Source organism: Streptomyces sp. PT12, assembly GCF_003311645.1.
Classification (GTDB): domain Bacteria; phylum Actinomycetota; class Actinomycetes; order Streptomycetales; family Streptomycetaceae; genus Streptomyces.
Genome location: NZ_QEST01000179.1, coordinates 61486 through 79429, shown reverse-complemented (window position 1 = coordinate 79429; position 17944 = coordinate 61486). Strand labels below are relative to the sequence as shown.

The 17944-nt window shown below is 72.1% G+C and carries 14 protein-coding genes and 1 pseudogene; 6 read left to right on the top strand and 9 right to left on the bottom strand.

Annotation, left to right across the window (positions count from 1 at the left end; genetic code table 11):
• Positions 1–309: 309 nt before the first annotated feature.
• Positions 310–2979 (bottom strand): GNAT family N-acetyltransferase, encoded by a 2670-nt coding sequence (locus DEH69_RS19925; protein ID WP_258534804.1) that lies wholly within the window; start codon positions 2977–2979, stop codon positions 310–312.
• 198 nt (positions 2980–3177) lie between these two features.
• On the opposite strand from DEH69_RS19925, the gene DEH69_RS19920 reads away from it, so the two are divergent.
• From DEH69_RS19920 to DEH69_RS19910, 3 genes are all read left to right on the top strand, one after another.
• Positions 3178–3909, top strand: coding sequence for a siderophore-interacting protein (locus tag DEH69_RS19920; protein WP_113688340.1), 732 nt, complete (start codon positions 3178–3180; stop codon positions 3907–3909).
• A 119-nt stretch (positions 3910–4028) separates the two neighbouring features.
• Positions 4029–4598 carry a TetR/AcrR family transcriptional regulator gene (locus tag DEH69_RS19915; RefSeq protein WP_113688339.1) on the top strand — a complete coding sequence of 190 codons (570 nt, stop codon included), beginning with the start codon at positions 4029–4031 and terminating at the stop codon, positions 4596–4598.
• 48 nt (positions 4599–4646) lie between these two features.
• A complete protein-coding gene (locus tag DEH69_RS19910) occupies positions 4647–5858 on the top strand; it encodes a GDSL-type esterase/lipase family protein (RefSeq protein ID WP_113688338.1) in 1212 nt (403 codons plus the stop codon).
• Between the two features lie 98 nt (positions 5859–5956).
• Here DEH69_RS19910 and DEH69_RS19905 read toward each other — a convergent pair whose 3' ends face one another.
• The 7 genes and pseudogenes from DEH69_RS19905 to DEH69_RS19875 form a co-directional block, all read right to left on the bottom strand.
• On the bottom strand, positions 5957–7111 hold the full coding sequence (locus DEH69_RS19905; protein ID WP_113688337.1) for a S1 family peptidase: 1155 nt from the start codon (positions 7109–7111) through the stop codon (positions 5957–5959).
• A 260-nt stretch (positions 7112–7371) separates the two neighbouring features.
• The gene (locus tag DEH69_RS19900) at positions 7372–8316 is read right to left on the bottom strand and encodes an aminoglycoside phosphotransferase family protein (RefSeq protein ID WP_113688351.1); all 945 of its coding nucleotides are present in this window, start codon (positions 8314–8316) and stop codon (positions 7372–7374) included.
• 169 nt (positions 8317–8485) lie between these two features.
• A pseudogene (locus tag DEH69_RS19895) lies at positions 8486–9176 on the bottom strand (BtrH N-terminal domain-containing protein); the annotation flags it as partial.
• A 124-nt stretch (positions 9177–9300) separates the two neighbouring features.
• Positions 9301–10623 (bottom strand): ABC transporter substrate-binding protein, encoded by a 1323-nt coding sequence (locus tag DEH69_RS19890; protein WP_113688336.1) that lies wholly within the window; start codon positions 10621–10623, stop codon positions 9301–9303.
• 15 nt (positions 10624–10638) lie between these two features.
• Positions 10639–11448 carry a carbohydrate ABC transporter permease gene (locus tag DEH69_RS19885; RefSeq protein WP_258534803.1) on the bottom strand — a complete coding sequence of 270 codons (810 nt, stop codon included), beginning with the start codon at positions 11446–11448 and terminating at the stop codon, positions 10639–10641.
• Between the two features lie 37 nt (positions 11449–11485).
• The gene (locus DEH69_RS19880) at positions 11486–12430 is read right to left on the bottom strand and encodes a carbohydrate ABC transporter permease (RefSeq protein WP_113688334.1); all 945 of its coding nucleotides are present in this window, start codon (positions 12428–12430) and stop codon (positions 11486–11488) included.
• Positions 12431–12703: 273 nt separating this feature from the next.
• Positions 12704–13756, bottom strand: a complete 1053-nt coding sequence (locus DEH69_RS19875) for a LacI family DNA-binding transcriptional regulator (RefSeq protein ID WP_113688333.1) — start codon at positions 13754–13756, stop codon at positions 12704–12706.
• 204 nt (positions 13757–13960) lie between these two features.
• Here DEH69_RS19875 and DEH69_RS19870 point away from each other — a divergent pair, with 204 nt between their 5' ends.
• From DEH69_RS19870 to DEH69_RS19860, 3 genes are read left to right on the top strand one after another with little or no spacing between them, the layout of a single operon-like run.
• Positions 13961–15085: a Gfo/Idh/MocA family protein gene (locus DEH69_RS19870; protein WP_113688332.1), complete on the top strand. Its 1125-nt coding sequence runs from the start codon at positions 13961–13963 to the stop codon at positions 15083–15085.
• Complete coding sequence (locus DEH69_RS19865) at positions 15082–16008, top strand: PmoA family protein (protein WP_113688331.1); 927 nt, start codon at positions 15082–15084, stop codon at positions 16006–16008. Before DEH69_RS19870 ends, DEH69_RS19865 begins: the two co-directional genes overlap by 4 nt.
• Positions 16002–16748 (top strand): cupin, encoded by a 747-nt coding sequence (locus tag DEH69_RS19860; protein WP_113688330.1) that lies wholly within the window; start codon positions 16002–16004, stop codon positions 16746–16748. Before DEH69_RS19865 ends, DEH69_RS19860 begins: the two co-directional genes overlap by 7 nt.
• Here the strand turns inward: DEH69_RS19860 and DEH69_RS19855 are convergent.
• Positions 16733–17839, bottom strand: coding sequence for a LacI family DNA-binding transcriptional regulator (locus tag DEH69_RS19855; protein WP_181727512.1), 1107 nt, complete (start codon positions 17837–17839; stop codon positions 16733–16735). The two genes, DEH69_RS19860 and DEH69_RS19855, sit on opposite strands and share 16 nt — an antisense overlap.
• Positions 17840–17944: the final 105 nt, after the last annotated feature.

Here is a 17944-nt window from a genome sequence, read left to right as displayed (position 1 = left end):
TCGGCGAACGAGCGCGGGTAGACCTGGTAGATGACCGCGTCACGCCACCACTCCGAGGGGCGGTGGGCCTTCTGTGGGGTGACGCCGACCGGTTGGGAGCGGTCGGCGAGGTGCTGGCTCATGTCATCCCTGGGGTGTGAGGGGGGTGGGCCACCGCGGCGCCGGGCTCATGGGAACGTAACAGCGCCACCAGGAGATTGAAAGGGCTTGCCGAAAATTGCCGCAATGCAATGCGGTTCAGGAGCGGTGAAAACAGGCCAGGTCAACGCCGTCGCGCTCCTCGCGTCCGAACGCGACGATCGGGCGCCCCTATCCTTCTTCGGGGCGGGTCAGAAACGCCAGCTGGGCCCGCTTGTGGGGGAGTTGGATGACCGGCCCGAGTTCGAGGCCGGTGCGCAGGGCCCGTTCAACGGCCTTGGTGTTCCGGGTGTCGGGCTCGGCGACGACGCGCCGCACGGCCGGGTCGGACAGGACGAACGCGACGAGCGTCGGCATCAGCCCGGTGGTGAGGTCCCGGCGCAGCGGGCCCCGCGGCGGCGCGATGAGCAGGTGGACGCCGAGGTCGCCCTCCTGGACGTCGTAGTGGGCGCCGACCTCGTCCGCGGCGGGGTCGTAGGTCTGGAAGAGGGCCACGGGAACGCCGTCGCGGTGCACGATGTAGGCGTGGTGGGTGTCGAGCGTGTCGAGGAACTCGTAGATCTCCAGGACGCCTTCGCGGCCCGCGTCCCTCATCCCCCAGAATGCGGCGCGCTCGTCGCTCACCCAGCCGTGGATCAGGTCGAGGTCGGCCACGGGGTCCACGGGAACGACCGTGACCGTGCCGAAGCCCTCGACCGTGCGGCGGTGAACGGCCGGGCGCGGCACGGCCGTTGAGGCCCCCACGGGGATGGACTCCTCGTGGGTGAGGCGCCCGTCGTCGAGGATCACCGGGGCGAGGCGGCCCGCCCGCCACAGCGGCGCCTGGTCGTGGTGGTGCGGGTGGTCGGCCGTGCCGTGGGCGCCGAGGGGGACGATCCAGCGGCTGTCCTCGCGCCGGGCGAGGTCCCACGCATAGCGGGCGACGGGCCCGCGCGCGCTCAGGTCGGTCACGCCGGGGACGCTCGCGGTGGCCAGCACGCAGTCCGCGTCGCCCGAGAGCCCGCCGACGTCGAACGCGGGGGCTCCCGGCAGCGCGCGCCAGGCGGCCAGCCGGTGGCGTTCGCCCCAGGGCGGGTGCTCGTCGCCGACGGCGGCGACCTCGTCAAGGGCCGCGCGGACCACGGCGTCGGGGTCGAGCCCTGGGACGGTGCCGGGGGTCAGGAGGGTGGGCAGGGCGAACGCGACGCGGGGGCCGAGGTCGAGCCAGGGCCGCAGCGCCTCGGGGCAGGCGGCCCCAGGGCGGTCGCCGTTCGCGGGGGTGATCCCCTGGGCCGCCAGGTCGGAGAGCGCGGTGAACGGGGGCCGTTCAGCCAGCAGGCGGACGCAGGCGGCCCGCACGGCGGCATACGCGGTGGCGTCCCTGGAGTCGGCGTCCATCCGCCGGTCCCAGTCGTTGAGCCGCTTGCGGAGCCCCGCGGCCTCGGGCGACAGGTCGGCCAGCCGGTTCAACGCCTCCAGCAGGGCGCCCGCGCCGCCCGCCACGGTGTCGGCGTGCACGGCCTCCATGTCCCTCGCCGTCAGGCCGCTGGCCCCGGCGAGCAACTCCCCGATGCGGCGGTGCTGGTGGCCCGGCAGGAACTCCACGCCGAGGGGCGCGGCGAGCCCGCGCTCGTTGGCCATCACCGCGAGGCCGTCCACCGTGGCGCGGCCGAGCGGTTCGTAGGCGTTGGGCTCCCACGCGTGGCGCGGGTCCCAACCGGGCACGGGGTATTGCCTGTTGTCGGGGTGCCGCACGGGGACGCGCCCGGCGACGCGGTGCAGCGTGCCGCCCTCGGTGTCGGCGGCCAGCACGACGTTCACCGGCTCGACCCAGGCGTCGAGGGCGCGGTCGATGTCGGCGACGGTCCTGGCGCGTAGCAGGCGGGGGAGGGCGGCGAAGCCCAACGCGCCGGTGACGCGGGGGACATGGCGCAGGCTGATCGCCTCGGGGTCGTCGGGGCCGCCGATGAGCACGGGGCCTCGCTCGGTCTCGATGACCTCGACGGTCACGGGGTCGCCGCCCGCCACCTCGACGGTCTCCACGCCGTGCTCGGTCGGGCGCCAGCCGTCGGGGCCAAGGGCCTCGACGCCGTTGTCGCCGCGGCGCAGCCGCTCCCGGTAGAGGTCCTGGTAGTCGGCCATGGCGTTGGTGATGCCCCACGCGACCGCGCCGGTGTGGCCGAAGTGCGGGATCCCGGGGACGCCGGGGAGCGCGAAGCCGATGACGTCGAACTCCGGGCAGGTCAGCCGTATCTGCTGGTAGCAGCCGGGGTCCTCGACATAGCGGTGGGGGTCCCCGGCCAGCAACGCGGCGCCGGACGCGGTGTGTTCGCCCGTGAGCAGCCAGCCGTTGCTGCCCGCGGCGGCGACGTCGCCGCCGCTGAACCACGCGACGGCCTCGGGCCCGAGGCGGTGGGCGACCTCCGCGCGCCACAGCTTGCCCGGCATGCCCGTGAACAGGAGGTGGGCGGAGAGCCAGATGCCCAGCGGCACCCAGGGCTGCCAACGCGCGGGCGTGACACCGGTGTCGGCGAACTCGGGCGCCTCGCGGGCCGCTTGGGGCAGCGCGGCGTTGACCCCTTCGGTGTAGGCGGTGACCCAGGCGCGGGTCGCGTCGTCGAGCGCGAGGAAGCAGCGCCGGGCGGTCTGCGCGAGGCGCGCGCGGCGCACCAGGACGTCCCAGCCGACGGCGCCCGGCCCGAGGAACGCGGCGGATGTGCCGCGCAGCCTGCGGTGGTCGACCTCCAGCTGCCAGGCCCGGTCGCGGGCGGCGGCCAGGCCCTGGGCATGGGCGAGGTGGCGGGCGCTCCCGGCTCGCAGCCGCGGGATGCCCCACGGGTCGCGGTGGATATCGACGGTCACGAAGCCCCCATGGTCTCTTCTCATTCGGCCCACCCGATCTTAGGTTAGGCTCGCCTAACTTATGCGGGGGTGTGGTCGGCAGGCAACCGGTCTGTCGAGCAGTGGTGAAGATGTCGAAAGCGCCCGCGAAGCACCCATGAAGCGCCCGCGAACCATCCAAAGCAAGCGTTCGAAAGCGTTCGAGAAGGGAAGGCCCTGATGGCCCACGGCTGGGAAGGTGCCGTGCTCAAGCTGATGCGCGGCAAGGACTTCACGCTGACCGTGACCGGCGTCGAGGCGGTCACCGAGCGGTACCGCAGGCTGCGCATGACCGACGGTGGCCTGCTCGCCGCCGTTCCGCCGCATCCGACGATGTGGGTGCGCCTGTGGTTCGACCGGGGAGGGAAGCCGCACCAGCGCGCGTACACGCTGGTCGACCCCGATCCGCAGGCGGGAACGTTCTCGCTGGAGTTCGCGCTGCACGACGGCACCGCGAGCGACTGGGCCCGCGCCGCCGAGCCCGGCGCCACGGTGGACGCCACCGTGCAGGGCACGGGCTTCGACCGCCCCGATCCCGAGCCCTCGCACCTGCTCGTGGTCGGCGACCCGGCGTCGCTGCCCGCGGTCAACTCCCTGCTCGACGCGTTCCCCGAGGCCAGGGCCACGATCTGGTTCGAGGCGCCCGACCCGGGGGACCGGGAGCTGCCGTTCCGCGTGGACCCCGAGCGGCACGAGCTGCGCCTGGTCGAACGGATCGACGACGGCGGGCAGGTGGTGAAGGAGGTCCGCGCGGCGCTGCCCTCGCTCGTCGACGACCCCGAGCGCGCCTACGCCTGGGTGGCCTGCGACACGCGCACCACCCGCGCGCTCGGGGCGTTCCTGCGCAAGGAGGTCGGCCTGCCCCGGCGGCGCGTGCACGCCCTGGGCTACTGGCGCGCCGACGCCAACTGACCGTTCCCCGCGGGCCGTTGGGGCGGGCGCCAACCTGAAGCATCCTGGGATTTGCCTATAGGTCGTAGGCGGCTGCATAATCGCTCCAGGAAACGCTTCGGGCGAAGAGGAGAGCCGTGATGGCGCGCGTGGGACTGACCGCGGAACGCCTGGCCAGGGCGGGCGCGGAGCTGGCCGACGAGGTCGGGTTCGACCACGTGACCGTCTCGGCGCTCGCCCGGCGCTTCGACGTCAGAGCCGCCAGCCTGTACTCACACGTCAAGAGCTCCCAGGACCTCAGGACGAGGATCGCCCTGCTCGCCCTCGAAGAGATGGCCGACCGCGGCGCCGCCGCCCTGGCCGGGCGCGCGGGCAAGGACGCCCTGGCCGCCCTGGCGAACGTCTACCGCGACTACGCCCGCGAGCACCCGGGCCGCTACGCCGCCGCCAGGCTGCGGCTCGACCCCGAGACCGCCGCGGCAAGCGCGGGCGGCAGGCACGCGCGGATGATCCGCGCGATCCTGCGCGGCTACGACCTGACCGAGCCCGACCAGACGCACGCCGTCCGGCTGCTCGGCAGCGTCTTCCACGGCTACGTCAGCCTCGAGCTCGGCGGCGGCTTCGACCACAGCGCCCCCGGCAGCGAGGAGACCTGGACGCGGATCATCGACGCCCTCGACGCCCTGCTGCGCACCTGGCCCGCCGCCTGACGGGCGGCCCCTGGAACACCCCCGAGCCCTCCCGACAGGTTGAGACCCATGCACACCGAGCGCCACCCCGACCGCCCCTGGATCACCACCCCCGTCACCGCGGACCTGCTGCGTGGCGCCCTCGACGCCGAGCCCACCGGGCGCGGCCTCATGCCGCACCGGCTCCCGGCCTGGGCCCGCGCCCAGTACGCCGACGGGCAGCTGGCCATGGCCGAGTCCCAACCCTCGGGCGTGCGCCTGGCGTTCCGCACCCGCGCCACCGCCGTCGAGCTGGACACGGTGCCCACCAAGCGCGTCTACGTGGGCGCCCCACCGCGCCCCGACGGCGTGTACGAGCTGCTTGTCGACGGCCGCCCCGCCGCTCGGTCATCCGCCGACGGCGGCGACACCCTGACCATCGACATGACCACCGGCACCGCCGAGCACCGCGAGGGCCCGACAGGCACCGTCCGCTTCGCCGACCTGCCCGAGTCAGACGCGCCAGGCGCGGCAAGGGACATCGAGATCTTGCTGCCGCACAACGAGACCACGCGGCTCATCGCCCTGCGCACCGACGCCCCCATCGAGCCCGCGCCCGCCCCGGGGCGCCGCGTGTGGCTGCACCACGGCAGCTCGATCAGCCAGGGCTCCGACGCCGCGGGCCCGACCAGCACATGGCCCGCGCTCGCCGCGTCGCTCGGCGGCGTCGAGCTGATCAACCTCGGCTTCGGCGGCGGCGCCCTGCTCGACCCGTTCACCGCGCGCGCCATGCGGGACACTCCGGCCGATCTGATCAGCGTCAAGATCGGCATCAACCTGGTCAACGCCGATCTCATGCGGCTGCGCGCGTTCACCCCCGCCGTGCACGGCTTCCTGGACACCCTGCGCGAGGGCCACCCCAGCGCGCCCCTGCTGGTGGTCTCCCCCCTCCTGTGCCCCATCCACGAGGACACGCCGGGGCCGAGCGCCCCCGACCCCGAGTCCTTCGGCACCGGCCGACTCAGGTTCAGGGCCACCGGCGATCCGGCCGAACGGGCGGGCGGCAAGCTGACGTTGGGCGTCATCCGCGACGAGCTTTCCAAGATCGTCACCCAACGCGCCGCCCACGACCCCAACCTCCACCTCATCGACGGGCGCGACCTCTACGGCGAGGCGGACGCCGCCGAGCTGCCGCTCCCCGACGAGCTGCACCCCGACGCGGCCACCCACCGCCGCATCGGCGAGCGCTTCGCCCAACGGGCCTTTGTCCACGGCCCGTTCGCCGCCGCCCCGGGCGCCTGAACGGCGGAGCGGGTGGACCACCCTCTTCCCGCGGTGGTCCACCCGCCGACGCGCGGCCCCGTGCGCGTCAGGCCGTGCGCGTCGGGCCGCGCGCGGCCTCAGGCCGTGTGCAGCGTCAGCCCGTATGCGGACAGGATCTCGTTGAGCGGCTGGTACCAGGTCTCGCCGCCGCTCGAGCAGTTGCCCCAGCCGCCCGAGGTCACGCCCTGGGCCTGGTCACCGCTGATGTAGGAGCCGCCCGAGTCGCCGCCCTCGGCGCAGACGCTCGTCTTGGTCAGCTGGTAGACGACCTCGCCCGAGCTGTAGTTGACGGTCTCGTTCTTGGCGAGCAGCGTGCCGCAGTGCCACCCGGTGGTGGAGCCGGAGCGGCAGATCGACGCGCCCACCGGCGCCTCGTTCGAGCCGCGCACCAGCGCGTCGGAGACCGTGCCCCAGCCAAGGACGACCGGTTCGGTCCACCAGCCGTTGCCCACGCTGACATACGCGTAGTCGTTGCCAGGGAACGACGAGCCCTGGAAGTGGCCGATCAGCGAGCGGTCCCAGCCGTAGACCGCCGCGCCGCCCCCGCCGCAGTGCCCCGCGGTCACAAACCCGCCGTGCACCGAGAAGCCGATGGAACAGCGCACGTTGCCCGTGTAGTAGGGGTCGCCGCCGACCGTGCCAGCGGCGAGGGTCTGCGGGGCCCCGGCCACGGAGCGGACCTCGACCGGGCCCTCCGCCTGCGCGTCCGCGAGGAACGCCGCGACCTCGGCGTCCGACTCGGCGCCGCTGACGACGTTGACGACCACGCTGTTGGCGAGCGGGTCCACATGCCAGCTGCTCACGCCCTCGGGCGCCCCTTCGGGCCCGGCCAGCTCGTCGATCGCGACCAGCGTGGCGTCGAGCGCCGCCTGGGTGTGGTCGACCAGCTCGACCTCGGCGCCCGTGGCCAGGACCGGCTCGGCGTACTCGCGGTCGGTCACGCCCACGACCAGCGTTCCGGCCTCCGCGTCGAACCAGCTGCCGCCGAACGCCTCGGCCGCCGCGCGCTTCGCGTCGGGCTCGACGGCGATGGCGTCCGCCTCCTGGGCGAGGCGTTCGACGGCCTGCTCCTCGGACAGGCCGAGGTCGCGCTCGAGGGCGTTGACCAACGCGGGCTCGGCGACGGGCTGTTCGGCCGAGGAACGCTCGGCGGCGACCGCGCCGGTGCCGGTCAGCGCGCCGACGATCAGCAGCGCCGAAAGGGACAGGCGGATGCCTGCGGTGCGTCTCATGGTGGGGGTTCTCCTTCTCTGCTCTACCTGTGAGGGGGCGGAACAAGGGAGACCGAGAGCGCTCTCACGTCTGGGGCAGAGCCTAGAGGTATGGCATGGGCATGTCTAGACCAAAGGCCGTGGCCCGACTGCCCGTTCGCTGCCCGTTTCCCCCGGCCCTCTTTGATCGTTCGCTGTCGATCGCTTGTCGTCGATCGCTTGTCGTCGATCGCTCGCCGTCGGCGGCTCGGTCCGGGCGGCTCGTTCTCGGTGGCTCGCGCTCATCGCTCGGCGAGCAGGGCCTCCGCGATGGCGAGGTCCGGCGCGCTGCGCGCCGTGGTGTCGCCCTTCTCGATGCTCCACAGGGCGTTTTCGAGCACGCGGGCGAGCGTCCAGGCCGCCGCGCGCCCCCGGTCGAGGCCCACTACCTCGGTCATCAGGTCGAAACGGCGCAGGACCGCCCGGCGCACGCTCGCGGTGGCGACCACGTCGTCCCAGCGGTTGTGCAGGGCGGGGAGCAGGTCGAACCCCGGGTCGCCCGCGAGCGGCTTGGGATCGATCGCCAGCCAGGGCTCCCTGGGGTCCGAAGGGTGCGCGCCCAGGACGTTGTCGTAGTGCAGGTCCCAGTGCAGCAGACGGTCGCCCGGCTCCCCGCGCACCTCGGCGAGCGCCCCCGCGCAGGCGTCGAGCAGGCGGCGGCGCTCCGGGTCGGCGACGCGGGCCACCGCGGGCGGAACGCGCTCCAGCACGCGCGCGGCGATGTCTCCCAAACGGCGCATCCCCTCGGGAGCGGGGGCGGCCGTCAGCCGGGCGAGCAGCACCGACAGCGTCTCCAACGCGGCCAGGTCATCCGCGACGGTGTCCAACGAGCGGCGCGCATCCAGGCGTTCGAGCAGCATCGCCCCCGAGGCGGGGTCGTGGTCGATGAGGCGTACCGCGCCGTCGCCGCCCCAGGCGCGCAGGGCGGCGGGCTCGCCCCCGGTCTCCTCGTCGACGGGCTGGACCTTGAGCACGGCCCGGCTCCCGTCGACGCGCAGCACCGGCACCACGAGCGCGACCGCCCCGCACGCCGCGGGCCCGTCCGTCCGCAGCCGCCACGCGTCGAGGCGCGCGTCGACCAGCGCGGGCAGCGCGCCCGCCCAGGTCCGCCCCCGTTCCCCCGTGTACCTGATATGCGCGGCGACGAGCGCGTCGGGGACCTGGACGCCGTGGCGCGAGGGGCCGATGGCCATGGGTGCGATGCCTCCTGCCTGGGGAAGGCACCAGCCTCCCCGGCGAGCGGCGGACGATCAAACGGGATTCCCTGGGTGCGGGTGCGGGTGCGGGTGCGGGTGCGGGTGCGGGTGCGGGTGCGGGCCCGCGGCGCGGGCGCCGCGGTGGCCGCGTGCGGCGCCTTCACTCCCGCAGGCGGCTCAGCGTTCGCATGGCCTCGCGTTCCCCGCGCGCGAGGTCGGGGGCGAGGGTGCCCGCCCGCGCCAGGTGCCGTGCCTCGCCCGACTTCCCGGCCTCGGCGATCAGCGCGGCGACCTGTGTCCACCCGGTGGCCGCCTCGGCGTACAGCGCGTGGCCCGTGCGCGGATGGCCGCTGTCGAGCAGGCCGGTGCACTCGGCGAGGAAGTCGCGGTAGAGCATGCGGAACAGGGCGCCGCCCATCTCGCCCTCTCCATCAGCGGGGCGGCCCGGGCCAGGTCGCGCCCGGGGCGTCGGTCCTCAGGAGCCATGGGGGAACGAGCGTGCCCGCCTTGTCGATCCCGCGGTGGCCCAGGTTGGCGATGGGCGGGGCGAGAAAGGCGTCGGCGCGCGCGGTGATGGCGGGGACGCTCCGTTCCGCAGGGGGAGGGCGGGCTCCCCGGGACGGTCAGGGTGAACGAGCGGTGCCTGGCGGTCATCGGACCGCGCGCGGCCCTGACCCTGGCGAGGCCGGTCAGGCTGGTGGACGCCGCTCCGCCCTGCTGGTCGGTGTCCACGAGGTGGGGTCGTGGTCGTCGTGGTCGTCGTAGCCGTATACGGCGGCGACATGGCCGCCGAAGTGCGCCCTCGATCCGACGTAGTCCAGGTGGTAGCTGTCGAGCTGCAAGCCGACGGGGGACGAGGATCCGGCCGGGCGAGGACCCGGCCGGGCGAGGAACGGCCGCGACACCATCCCGTGTCGCGGCCGCCCCCCTTCGCGTTCGTCGTGGGCATCGGGCCCGCGGTGCCCCGGGGGCCGTTCAGCTCGCGGCGTTGATCGCGTCCCCCAACTCGTTGAAGAAGTCCTCCGCCGCCTCCTCGGGCGTTGACTGCCCAAAGATGATCACCTGGTAGTAGCGGTTGAGCAGGACCTCGATGTCGCTGGCCCCGCTGGGGGTGATGTGGGGAGTGTCGCCGACCTCCTCGGCCATGGCCTCGGTGAAGGCAAGCGACTCCCTGCCCGCCTCGTCGAGCAGCGGCTCCACGGCATCCCGGAACGCCGGGTTGGCGGGCTCGCCCCGGTCCAGGCCGAAGATCTCCGCCACGCGCGTGTCGTTGGAGAGGAAGTCGATCAACAGGGCGGCCTCGGCCGGGTGTTCGGTGGTGGAGGCCGCCGACCAGTACATCGAGGGCTTCAGATACTGGAAGCCCTCCTCCGTGTCGGCGTCGGTCGGCCAGGGGGCCAGCGTGTAGTCGTAGTCGGGCGCGGCCGACTGGTAGGCGATGAACTGACCTGCCGGGATGAACCCCATGGCCGTCCTGCCCGTCACCAGGCCGCTCTGGTCGAGCGGCAGGCCGATCGTCTCGCCGAGCTCGGCCGCCGAGGGCGCGGCCCCGCGGTCGATCTGGTCGAGCACGCGCTCCCAGTAGGAGATCAGGATCTCAGGGTCGAGGGCGAGCTCGCCGTCCTCGTCGAAAACCTGCCCGCCGTGCTGGCGGGTCCAGACGGTGAGCGAGAACGAGTCGCCGCCGAACGGGCCCAGCCCATGGACCTCGCCGTCCGACGCCTCGCTCAGCTCGATCGCCGTCCGCTCGAAGTCCTCCCACGTCCAGGTGGAGGTGTCGGGGAGCTCGACGCCGTACTCATCGAAGAGCGTGGTGTTGACGAGGACGCCGTTGGTCGTGGCACCCGTCGGCACCGCGTACAGGTCGCCGTCCACGCGGCCCGTGTCGAGGACGTTCTGGTCAAGGGCCGAGACATCGAGGATGTTGTCCACGGTCGCGAGGTCGAGCAGCGCGCCCCGCTCGGCGTACGAGGACAGATAGATCTGGTCGAACTGCGTGACATCGGGCATGTCCCCGGCCGCGGTCGTGGTGGCGAGCCGGTCCCAGTAGCCCGTCCAGTCCGCGTACTGCGGCTCGACGTCGATGTTCGGGTACTCCTCCTCGAACAGCTCGATCGCCTGGAGCGTCTGCTGCGTCCTGGCGTCCGCGCCCCACCAGTTCATGCTGATGGTCACCTCGTCGTCGGACAGCTCGGGATGGAGGACGGGGTCGGCTCCCACTCCGCAGGCGGCGAGGGTTATCCCGGCCGCGGCGGCGGCGACGCCCGCGCGGACCGCGCGCGCTGTATGACGTTTCATGGTCGTCCTCCCTTGCTACTTGCCACCGGTGGTGGCGATGCCGCGGAGCAGGAATCGCTGGCCGAACAGGAACACCAGGAACACCGGGATCAGCGAAACGACACTCATCGCAAACATGGCGCCGTAGTCGGACTGGGTCTGGGCGTCGATGAACGAACGCAATGCGACGGGCACCGTGTAGAGGTCGGGCTTGGTCACGAAGATGAGCTGCGTGAAAAAGTCGTTCCAGGTCCAGATGAACGTGAAGATCGCGGACGTCGCCAGCGCGGGCACCATCAGCGGCAGCATGATCTGGCCGTAGATGCGCAGATGCCCCGCCCCGTCGATCCGCGCCGCCTCGTCGAGCTCCCGGGGAATGCCCCGGATGAACTGCACCATCAGGAAGATGAAGAACGCGTCCGTGGCCAGGAACTTCGGCACGATCAGCGGCAGATAGGTGTTGATCCAGCCCAGCTGCGCGTAGAAGACATACTGCGGAATGATCAGGACATGGATCGGCAGCATGATCGTCACCAGCATCGCCACGAACGCCAGGCCGCGCATCCTGAAGCGAAGGCGCGCAAACGCATACGCCGCCATCGAACAGGAAACAAGGTTACCGATCACCGAACCGAGCACGACCAGAAACGAGTTCAGCAGATACGTGCTGAACGGATAGCTGAGCGCATCCCAGCCATGGGGATAGTGATCGAAGTCAAACGTATCGATGAACAGGCCCGAGCTGGTGAAGATGTCGTCGTTCGGGCGCAGCGAGCTGGCCACCATCCACAGCAGCGGATAGAGCATCAGGAGGCACACAATGATCAGGGCGACATGCTTGATCACGCGGCCGATGCGTCGCCGCCTGGTCGTTCGATAAGCGTCAGTCATTGTAGAAGACCCAATACTTGGAGGCCCAGAAGTTCAGCGCCGTGAAGGCTCCGATGATGATCAACAGCAGCCAGGCGAGGGTGGACGCGTAGCCCATCCGGAAGCTGGTGAAGCCCTCCTGATAGAGGTAGAGCGAGAAGAAAAGCGTTGAATCGCTCGGCCCGCCCGTGCCGTTGGAGACGATGAACGCCTGGGTGAACGACTGGAAGCTGCCGATCAGCCCGAGGACCAGGTTGAAGAAGATGATCGGGCTCAGCAGAGGCAGCGTGATCGAGAACAACTGCCGTCTGCGCGAGGCCCCGTCCGTCGCCGCGGCCTCGTACAGTTCGCGCGGTATCTGCCGCAGTCCCGCCAGGAAGATCACCATCGGCGCGCCGAACGTCCACACATGGAGGATGATCAGCGTGCCGAGCGCCGTGTCCGGTTCGGTCACCCACCCGGGGCCCTCCACGCCGAAGAGGGCAAGGAATGCGTTTACCAGGCCCTCGGTGCCGAAGACCAGCCGCCACAGCACCGCGATCGCCACGCTCGCGCCGAGCAGCGAGGGCAGATAGAGGACCGAGCGGTAGAGCGAGAGCCCCCGGATGCCCCGGTCGAGCAGCAGCGCCAGGGCCAGCGCGACGGCGAGTTGGAGCGGGACCGAGACGATGACATAGGTGAACGTGACCTGGAGCGACTGGGCGAGCCGGTCGTCGGAGAACATCCGCCTGATGTTGTCGAGCCCCGTGAACTCCGGGTCCTGCAACAGGTTGTAGTCCGTGAACGCCAGATACAGCGACGCCACCATCGGCCCGATCGTGATGCCGAGCAGCCCGATCACCCAGGGAGCCAGGAAGAACGCGGCGGCCTTGTTGTCGCGCGACCGCTCGCGCTTCCCCACCGTGTCGAGCCGGGAGCGCGAACGGCTGAGGTTCCTGAACTCCCCGAGCGCGCTCACCGGAAGCCCTCCGCGTCCCGTGGTGGCCCGGACCGTTCATGATGCCGTCCTGGCGCGTCAGCGCCGAGGCGCCGTTGAGCTCGTTTCACGCACATGACCTTCAGTCGCCTCTCCATGCGAAGGGGACCGTGCGCGGGACGTCCCACGAGACGCCAGCGCCGGCGTGGCGCGACTCTAGGGGGCGAGTGATCGTTCACACAAGGTTCTTGCGCCGTTGTTTCGCTGAGATGTCCCGGAGGCCGGAAGGGGCTCGGCGGGGGGCCGAGGGCGCGATCAGGCGGTGGGCCGGGGCGCGGGTCCGGTCGAGTCGCGCAGGATGATGCGGTTGATCTCCGCCGCTCCCACGGGCCTGACCTGGGAGGTCTCGCCACGCAGCAGGGCGAGCAACTGCCGCACGGCCTGCCGCCCCTGGCGCTCGCGATCGACGCTGATGGTGGTCAGGCGCGGCCTGAAGTACCGGCCCACCTCGTCGTCGTCCCAGCCGAACACGCTGACGTCGCGCGGCACCTGGACACCCACGCTCTGCAACCCCAGGATCACACCCAATGCCACACGATCGGACGCCGCGAACACGGCCGTGGCCCCCGAGCCCGCGATGACCCCGGTCGCCGCGTCCCACCCGGACTTGGTGCTCCAATCGCCCTCGACCACCGCGACCGATTCGAGCCCCAACTCGGCGATGGTCGCCTCGTACACCGCGCGCCGATCCCGCGCCGACGCCCACTCCGGGGGCCCGGTGACATGGACGAAACGGCGGTGGCCCAGGTCCGCCAGGTGCCGCAGCACATCGGCGGCCACCGAGGCGTCGGCGAACACGCCGAGCGCGCGCATGTCGTCGTCATACACGCCGTCGATGACGATCGGCACGGGGAAGTCGGAGGGCCCTGGCTCACCGGCGTTGGTGCCGAGCGACGTGAACGACAGGATCCCGTCGGTGCTCTCGGGTTGCAGCAGCGCCTCAAGGCGCGCGGCGCGCGCGGCGGCGTCGCCCTCGAGGCTCACCACGTCCAGCAGGTATCCGGCCTCGTGCGCCGCGGCGGCGGCGCCCCTGAGCATCCTCGTGGGCACGTGCTCGGTGGAGCGGGGGAGGATCACGGCGATGCGGTTCGACCTGCGGGTGCGCATCGTCCTGGCCGCGAGGTTCGGGCGGTACCCCAGCTCGGCGACGGCCCGCGCCACCTTGCGCGTCGTGTCGGGGCGCATGGCGGGGTCGTCGCGCAGGAAGCGGGACACAGTCTGGTGCGACACCCCGGCGAGCCTGGCGACCTCGTGGATGGTCGGGGGCCTTCCCGCGGTCCGCGGGCGCGGCAGGGACTCCTTCGCCATGTCCGCCGCCCTTTCCGTGTCTTCCTCCGGCCGCCCGGGACCCCGGCCGCCCGGGACTCCGGCCGCCGCGGTCAGTCTATGAGAGGGTGGCCGCGCCGGAAGATCATCGGTGCGTGAAACCGGGATAAAGCCCTTGTGTGATCGATCACCTGTGCCTAGAGTCCAGAGGTCAGCAAGCGCTTACCCAGCCGAGGAGCTTCCCTCATGCCCCCTCCCTCATCCCGTGTGCGTGTGGCTGTCGTCGGCACGGGTGGCATCGTCAGCGGGAGTCATCTGCCCGCACTGGCGGCTCATGCCGATCGGGTCGCGTTGACGGCGGCGGTGGACATCGCCCCGGAGCGGCTAGAGGCGTTCCGTGGGGCGGCGGCCGCCGCGGGGTTCGGCGATATGCGTGGTTTTGGCGATCTGGGCGCGATGTTGGAGGCCGAGCGTCCGGATCTGGTGTTGATCGGGACTCCGCCGTCGTTGCACCGTGAGCAGACGGTGGCGGCGTTGAGGGCGGGGGCGTGGGTGCTGTGTGAGAAGCCGCTGACGCTGTCGTTGGCGGAGTTCGATGCGATTGCCGCGGCGGAGGAGTCGTCGGGTGCGTTTGCTTCGGTGGTGTTCCAGCACCGGTATGGCTCGGGCGCGGCGCATGCGCGGGAGTTGATCGGCAGCGGTGAGCTGGGTGTGCCGTTGGTGGCGCACTGCCAGACGACGTGGTACCGGGACGCGGCGTATTACGAGGTGCCGTGGCGGGGGCGTTGGGCGAGTGAGGGGGGTGGTCCGACGATGGGGCATGGGATTCATCAGTACGATCTGCTGCTGCATCTGCTGGGGGACTGGTCGGAGATCCGGGCGATGGCGGCGCGGCTGGTGCATGAGGTGGAGAGTGAGGATGTCTCCACGGCTCTGGTGCGGTTCGCGGGTGGTGCGGTGGCGACGGTGGTCAACAGTGTGCTGTCGCCGGACGAGGTCAGCCGGATACGCGTGGACTGCGCGGATGCGACTGTCGAGCTGACGCATCTGTACGGGCATGGCAACGACGACTGGGTCTACACCCCGCGTCGTGGTCTGGCGGATGAGGAGCGTGCCACGCGGTGGCGGACGCCCGCGGCTGACCTGCCGAGCTCGCATGCGGCGCAGTTGGGTGTGCTGCTTGACGCGTGGGAGCGGGGTGGGAGGCCGCCGGGGAGTGGCGCGGACGCGCGGCGGACGGTGGAGTTCGCGGCGGCGTTGTACAAGTCGGCCTTCACGGGCCGCCCTGTGTTCGCCGGGGAGATCGTGCCCGGTGATCCGTTCTATGAGGCAATGCACGGCAACCATCCGGATTGGAGTCCCGCGCGATGACGATTCAGGTCGTTCATGTTCATGGTGAGCGGATCACGGTGGCGGCGGGGGGTGTGGAGCTGCTGAGCTATGTGTACCGGCCTGATCCGAACCCGTACGAGTCCCGCAAGCCGTATATCCACCCGCTGCGGACGCTGGCGGGGAACCTGGTCTCCGGGTATCGGCCCAACGATCACCGCTGGCACAAGGGCCTTCAGATGACCGCGAGTCATCTGTCGGAGCAGAACTTCTGGGGCGGCAACTCCTATCTCGGCCCCGACCAGGGCTATCGGCGTGTGCCCGAGCGGGTCGGGTCGATGCGGCACGACGGGTTCGATGCCCTGGAGGCGACCGGCGACCGGTTCGAGCTGGTCGAGGACTTGACGTGGGTGGAGAACGGTGGCGGGGAGTGGGCCAGTGAGCGGCGTGGGGTCACGGTGCATTCGGTCGATGCCGCTTCCGGCTCCTGGGTGTTGGACTGGTCGATCCGGTTGACGAATGTGCGGAGCGAAGCGTTGCGTTTCGGTTCGCCGACCACGGCGGGGCGTGAGATGGCGGGCTACACCGGGCTCCAGTGGCGCGGGCCGCGCGACTTCACCGGCGGCCAGGTCCTCACCCCGAAGGGGCCTTCGAGCGACGAGGCCGTCATGGGCACCCCGGCCGCCGAGGCGCCCTGGGTGGGATTCACGGCCGAACACGACGACGTGGACGCCCACTCCACCCTGCTGTTCGCCCATGCCCCGGAGAACAGCGAGGCGATCCACCCCTCGCACTGGTTCGTGCGGTCCACGCCGATTCCGACGGTGGCGTTCTCCTGGGCGTTCTTCGAGGAGTTCGAGCTGGCGCCCGGGGAGTCGTTCGCCTACCGCTACCGGGTCGTGGTCGCCGACGGCGCGTGGGACGCGGAGCGGGCCGGGGCCCGTTTGCGGGGTTTGCCATGGTGAGCGTTCCGACTCCGCTGCCCGGCGCGGTCGGGCTGTCGCATCTGTCGGCGTACGAGTGGGAGGCCGCCGACGGGGTGTGCGGGGGAAGTCCGCATCTGCACCTGGTGTGCACGGAGGCGTATGTCGTCACCGCGGGTGTGGGCGCGGTGCAGACGCTCAGCCCCGACGGGTACCGTGACACCCCGCTGCGGGCGGGCTCGGTGGCCTGGTTCACGCCGGGGACGGTGCACCGCATGGTGCAGGGCGGCGGTTTGCGGATCACGGTGCTGATGCAGAACAGCGGGCTGCCCGAGGTGGGGGACGCGGTATTCACCTTCCCGCCCGAGGTGCTGGCTGACCCCGAGCGGTATGCCGCCGCCGCGGCCCTCCCGGCGAAGTCCGGGCCGGAGGCGGAGGCCGCCGCGCGCAAGCGCCGCGACCTGGCCGTCGAGGGGTTCCTGCCGCTGCGCGAGGCGCTTCAGGCCGGGGACAACGGACCCTATCGGGAGTTTCAGCGGGCCGCGGCGCGTCTGGTGCGGGCCAAGGTCCCGGCCTGGCGCGAGCTGTGGCGCGCAGGGCCCCTGGCCGCCGCCCGGCGCACCGGCGATCAGCTCGACGCGCTGGAGGCGGGCGACCCGGCCTACCTGGCCGACGCCACCGCGCTGGACGCGAGCCCCAGCCGCGAGGGCGGCTACGGCATGTGCGGCCGCCGCGACGAATACGAGCTGCCCGGCGCCACCCTGCCCTACAGGGGCGACTGACGCGGACCCGGTGTGCTCGCGCGCACCACGACGCCGGTCACGGCCGTCTCGCTCAACGGGACGGCCGCACCGGCCAGCGCGAGCCGCACCGCGCGCGCCCCCATCGAAACCAGCGGCGCCGCCACGGTCGTCAGCTCGGGCGTCACATCCACCGCCATGGGGATGTCGTCGAACCCCGCGACCCCCACATCGCGGCCCGGCACCACACCCGCGTCGCGCAGCGCCGACATCGCGCCGACGGCCATCACATCGGTGACCGCGACGATCACGTCGACCCCGTTGAGTCCGTCGCTCCCGCCCAGCCGGTCGCTCCCGCCCAGCCGGGTCCCGCCCAGCCGGTCGCTCCCGCCAAGACCGCGCTCCACGAGCGCGAGCGCGCCCGCGTGGCCGCCCTCGCGCGTGAGCTCCGCCTCCACGACATCCCCGCGGGCCAGCGCGATCCCCGCGTCCGCCGCCCCGCTCACCAGCCCGTCGACCCGGTCGGCCGACGTCCGCAGCCCCGCGGGCCCGCTGATCACCGCGACGCGCCGATAGCCGCGTTCGGCCAGGGCCGCCGCCAGCTGCCGCCCCGCCCCCCTGTTGTCCAGCGACACCGTGGGAAACGGCAGATCCGGCTGGCTGATCAACGCGACCCGCCCGCCGCCCCGTTCGAACGCCCGCAGCTCCTCGACCAGCGCCTCGCGCTCCGGGCTCTCGGCGACCCGGCTGCCCGCAACGACGATCACCCGGGGCCGCTGCCCGCGCAGCCGCCTCACGATGTCGAGCTCCCGCCCAGGATCGCGGCCCGACATGGCCAACGTCAGGGTGAGCCCCGCCTCGTCGGCCGCCGCCCTCGCCCCCACGGCGAGCAGCGAGAAATAGGGGTCGGCGATGTCGCTCACGGTCAGCGCCACCGTCGCCGTCGAGCCCTTGGCGACCGCCTGCGCGGGAAAGTGGGGCGTGTAGTTGAGCCGCATGGCCACCGCGAGCACGCGGTCGCGCGCCGCCTCGTTGACCTTGCGACTCCCGGGGTGGATCGCCCGCGACGCGGTCGCGTACGACACCCCGGCCTCGCGCGCGACATCGCGCAGCGTCACGCGCGCGCGAGCCACCGCACCAGCGGGTCTTCGACCGGTCGGGTCCTTTTGCACGGCAGGGATGCTCTCACACCCGCGCCCCGGGAGCGCCCCGAATTCGCCGGTCAGCGGCGGGGCTTG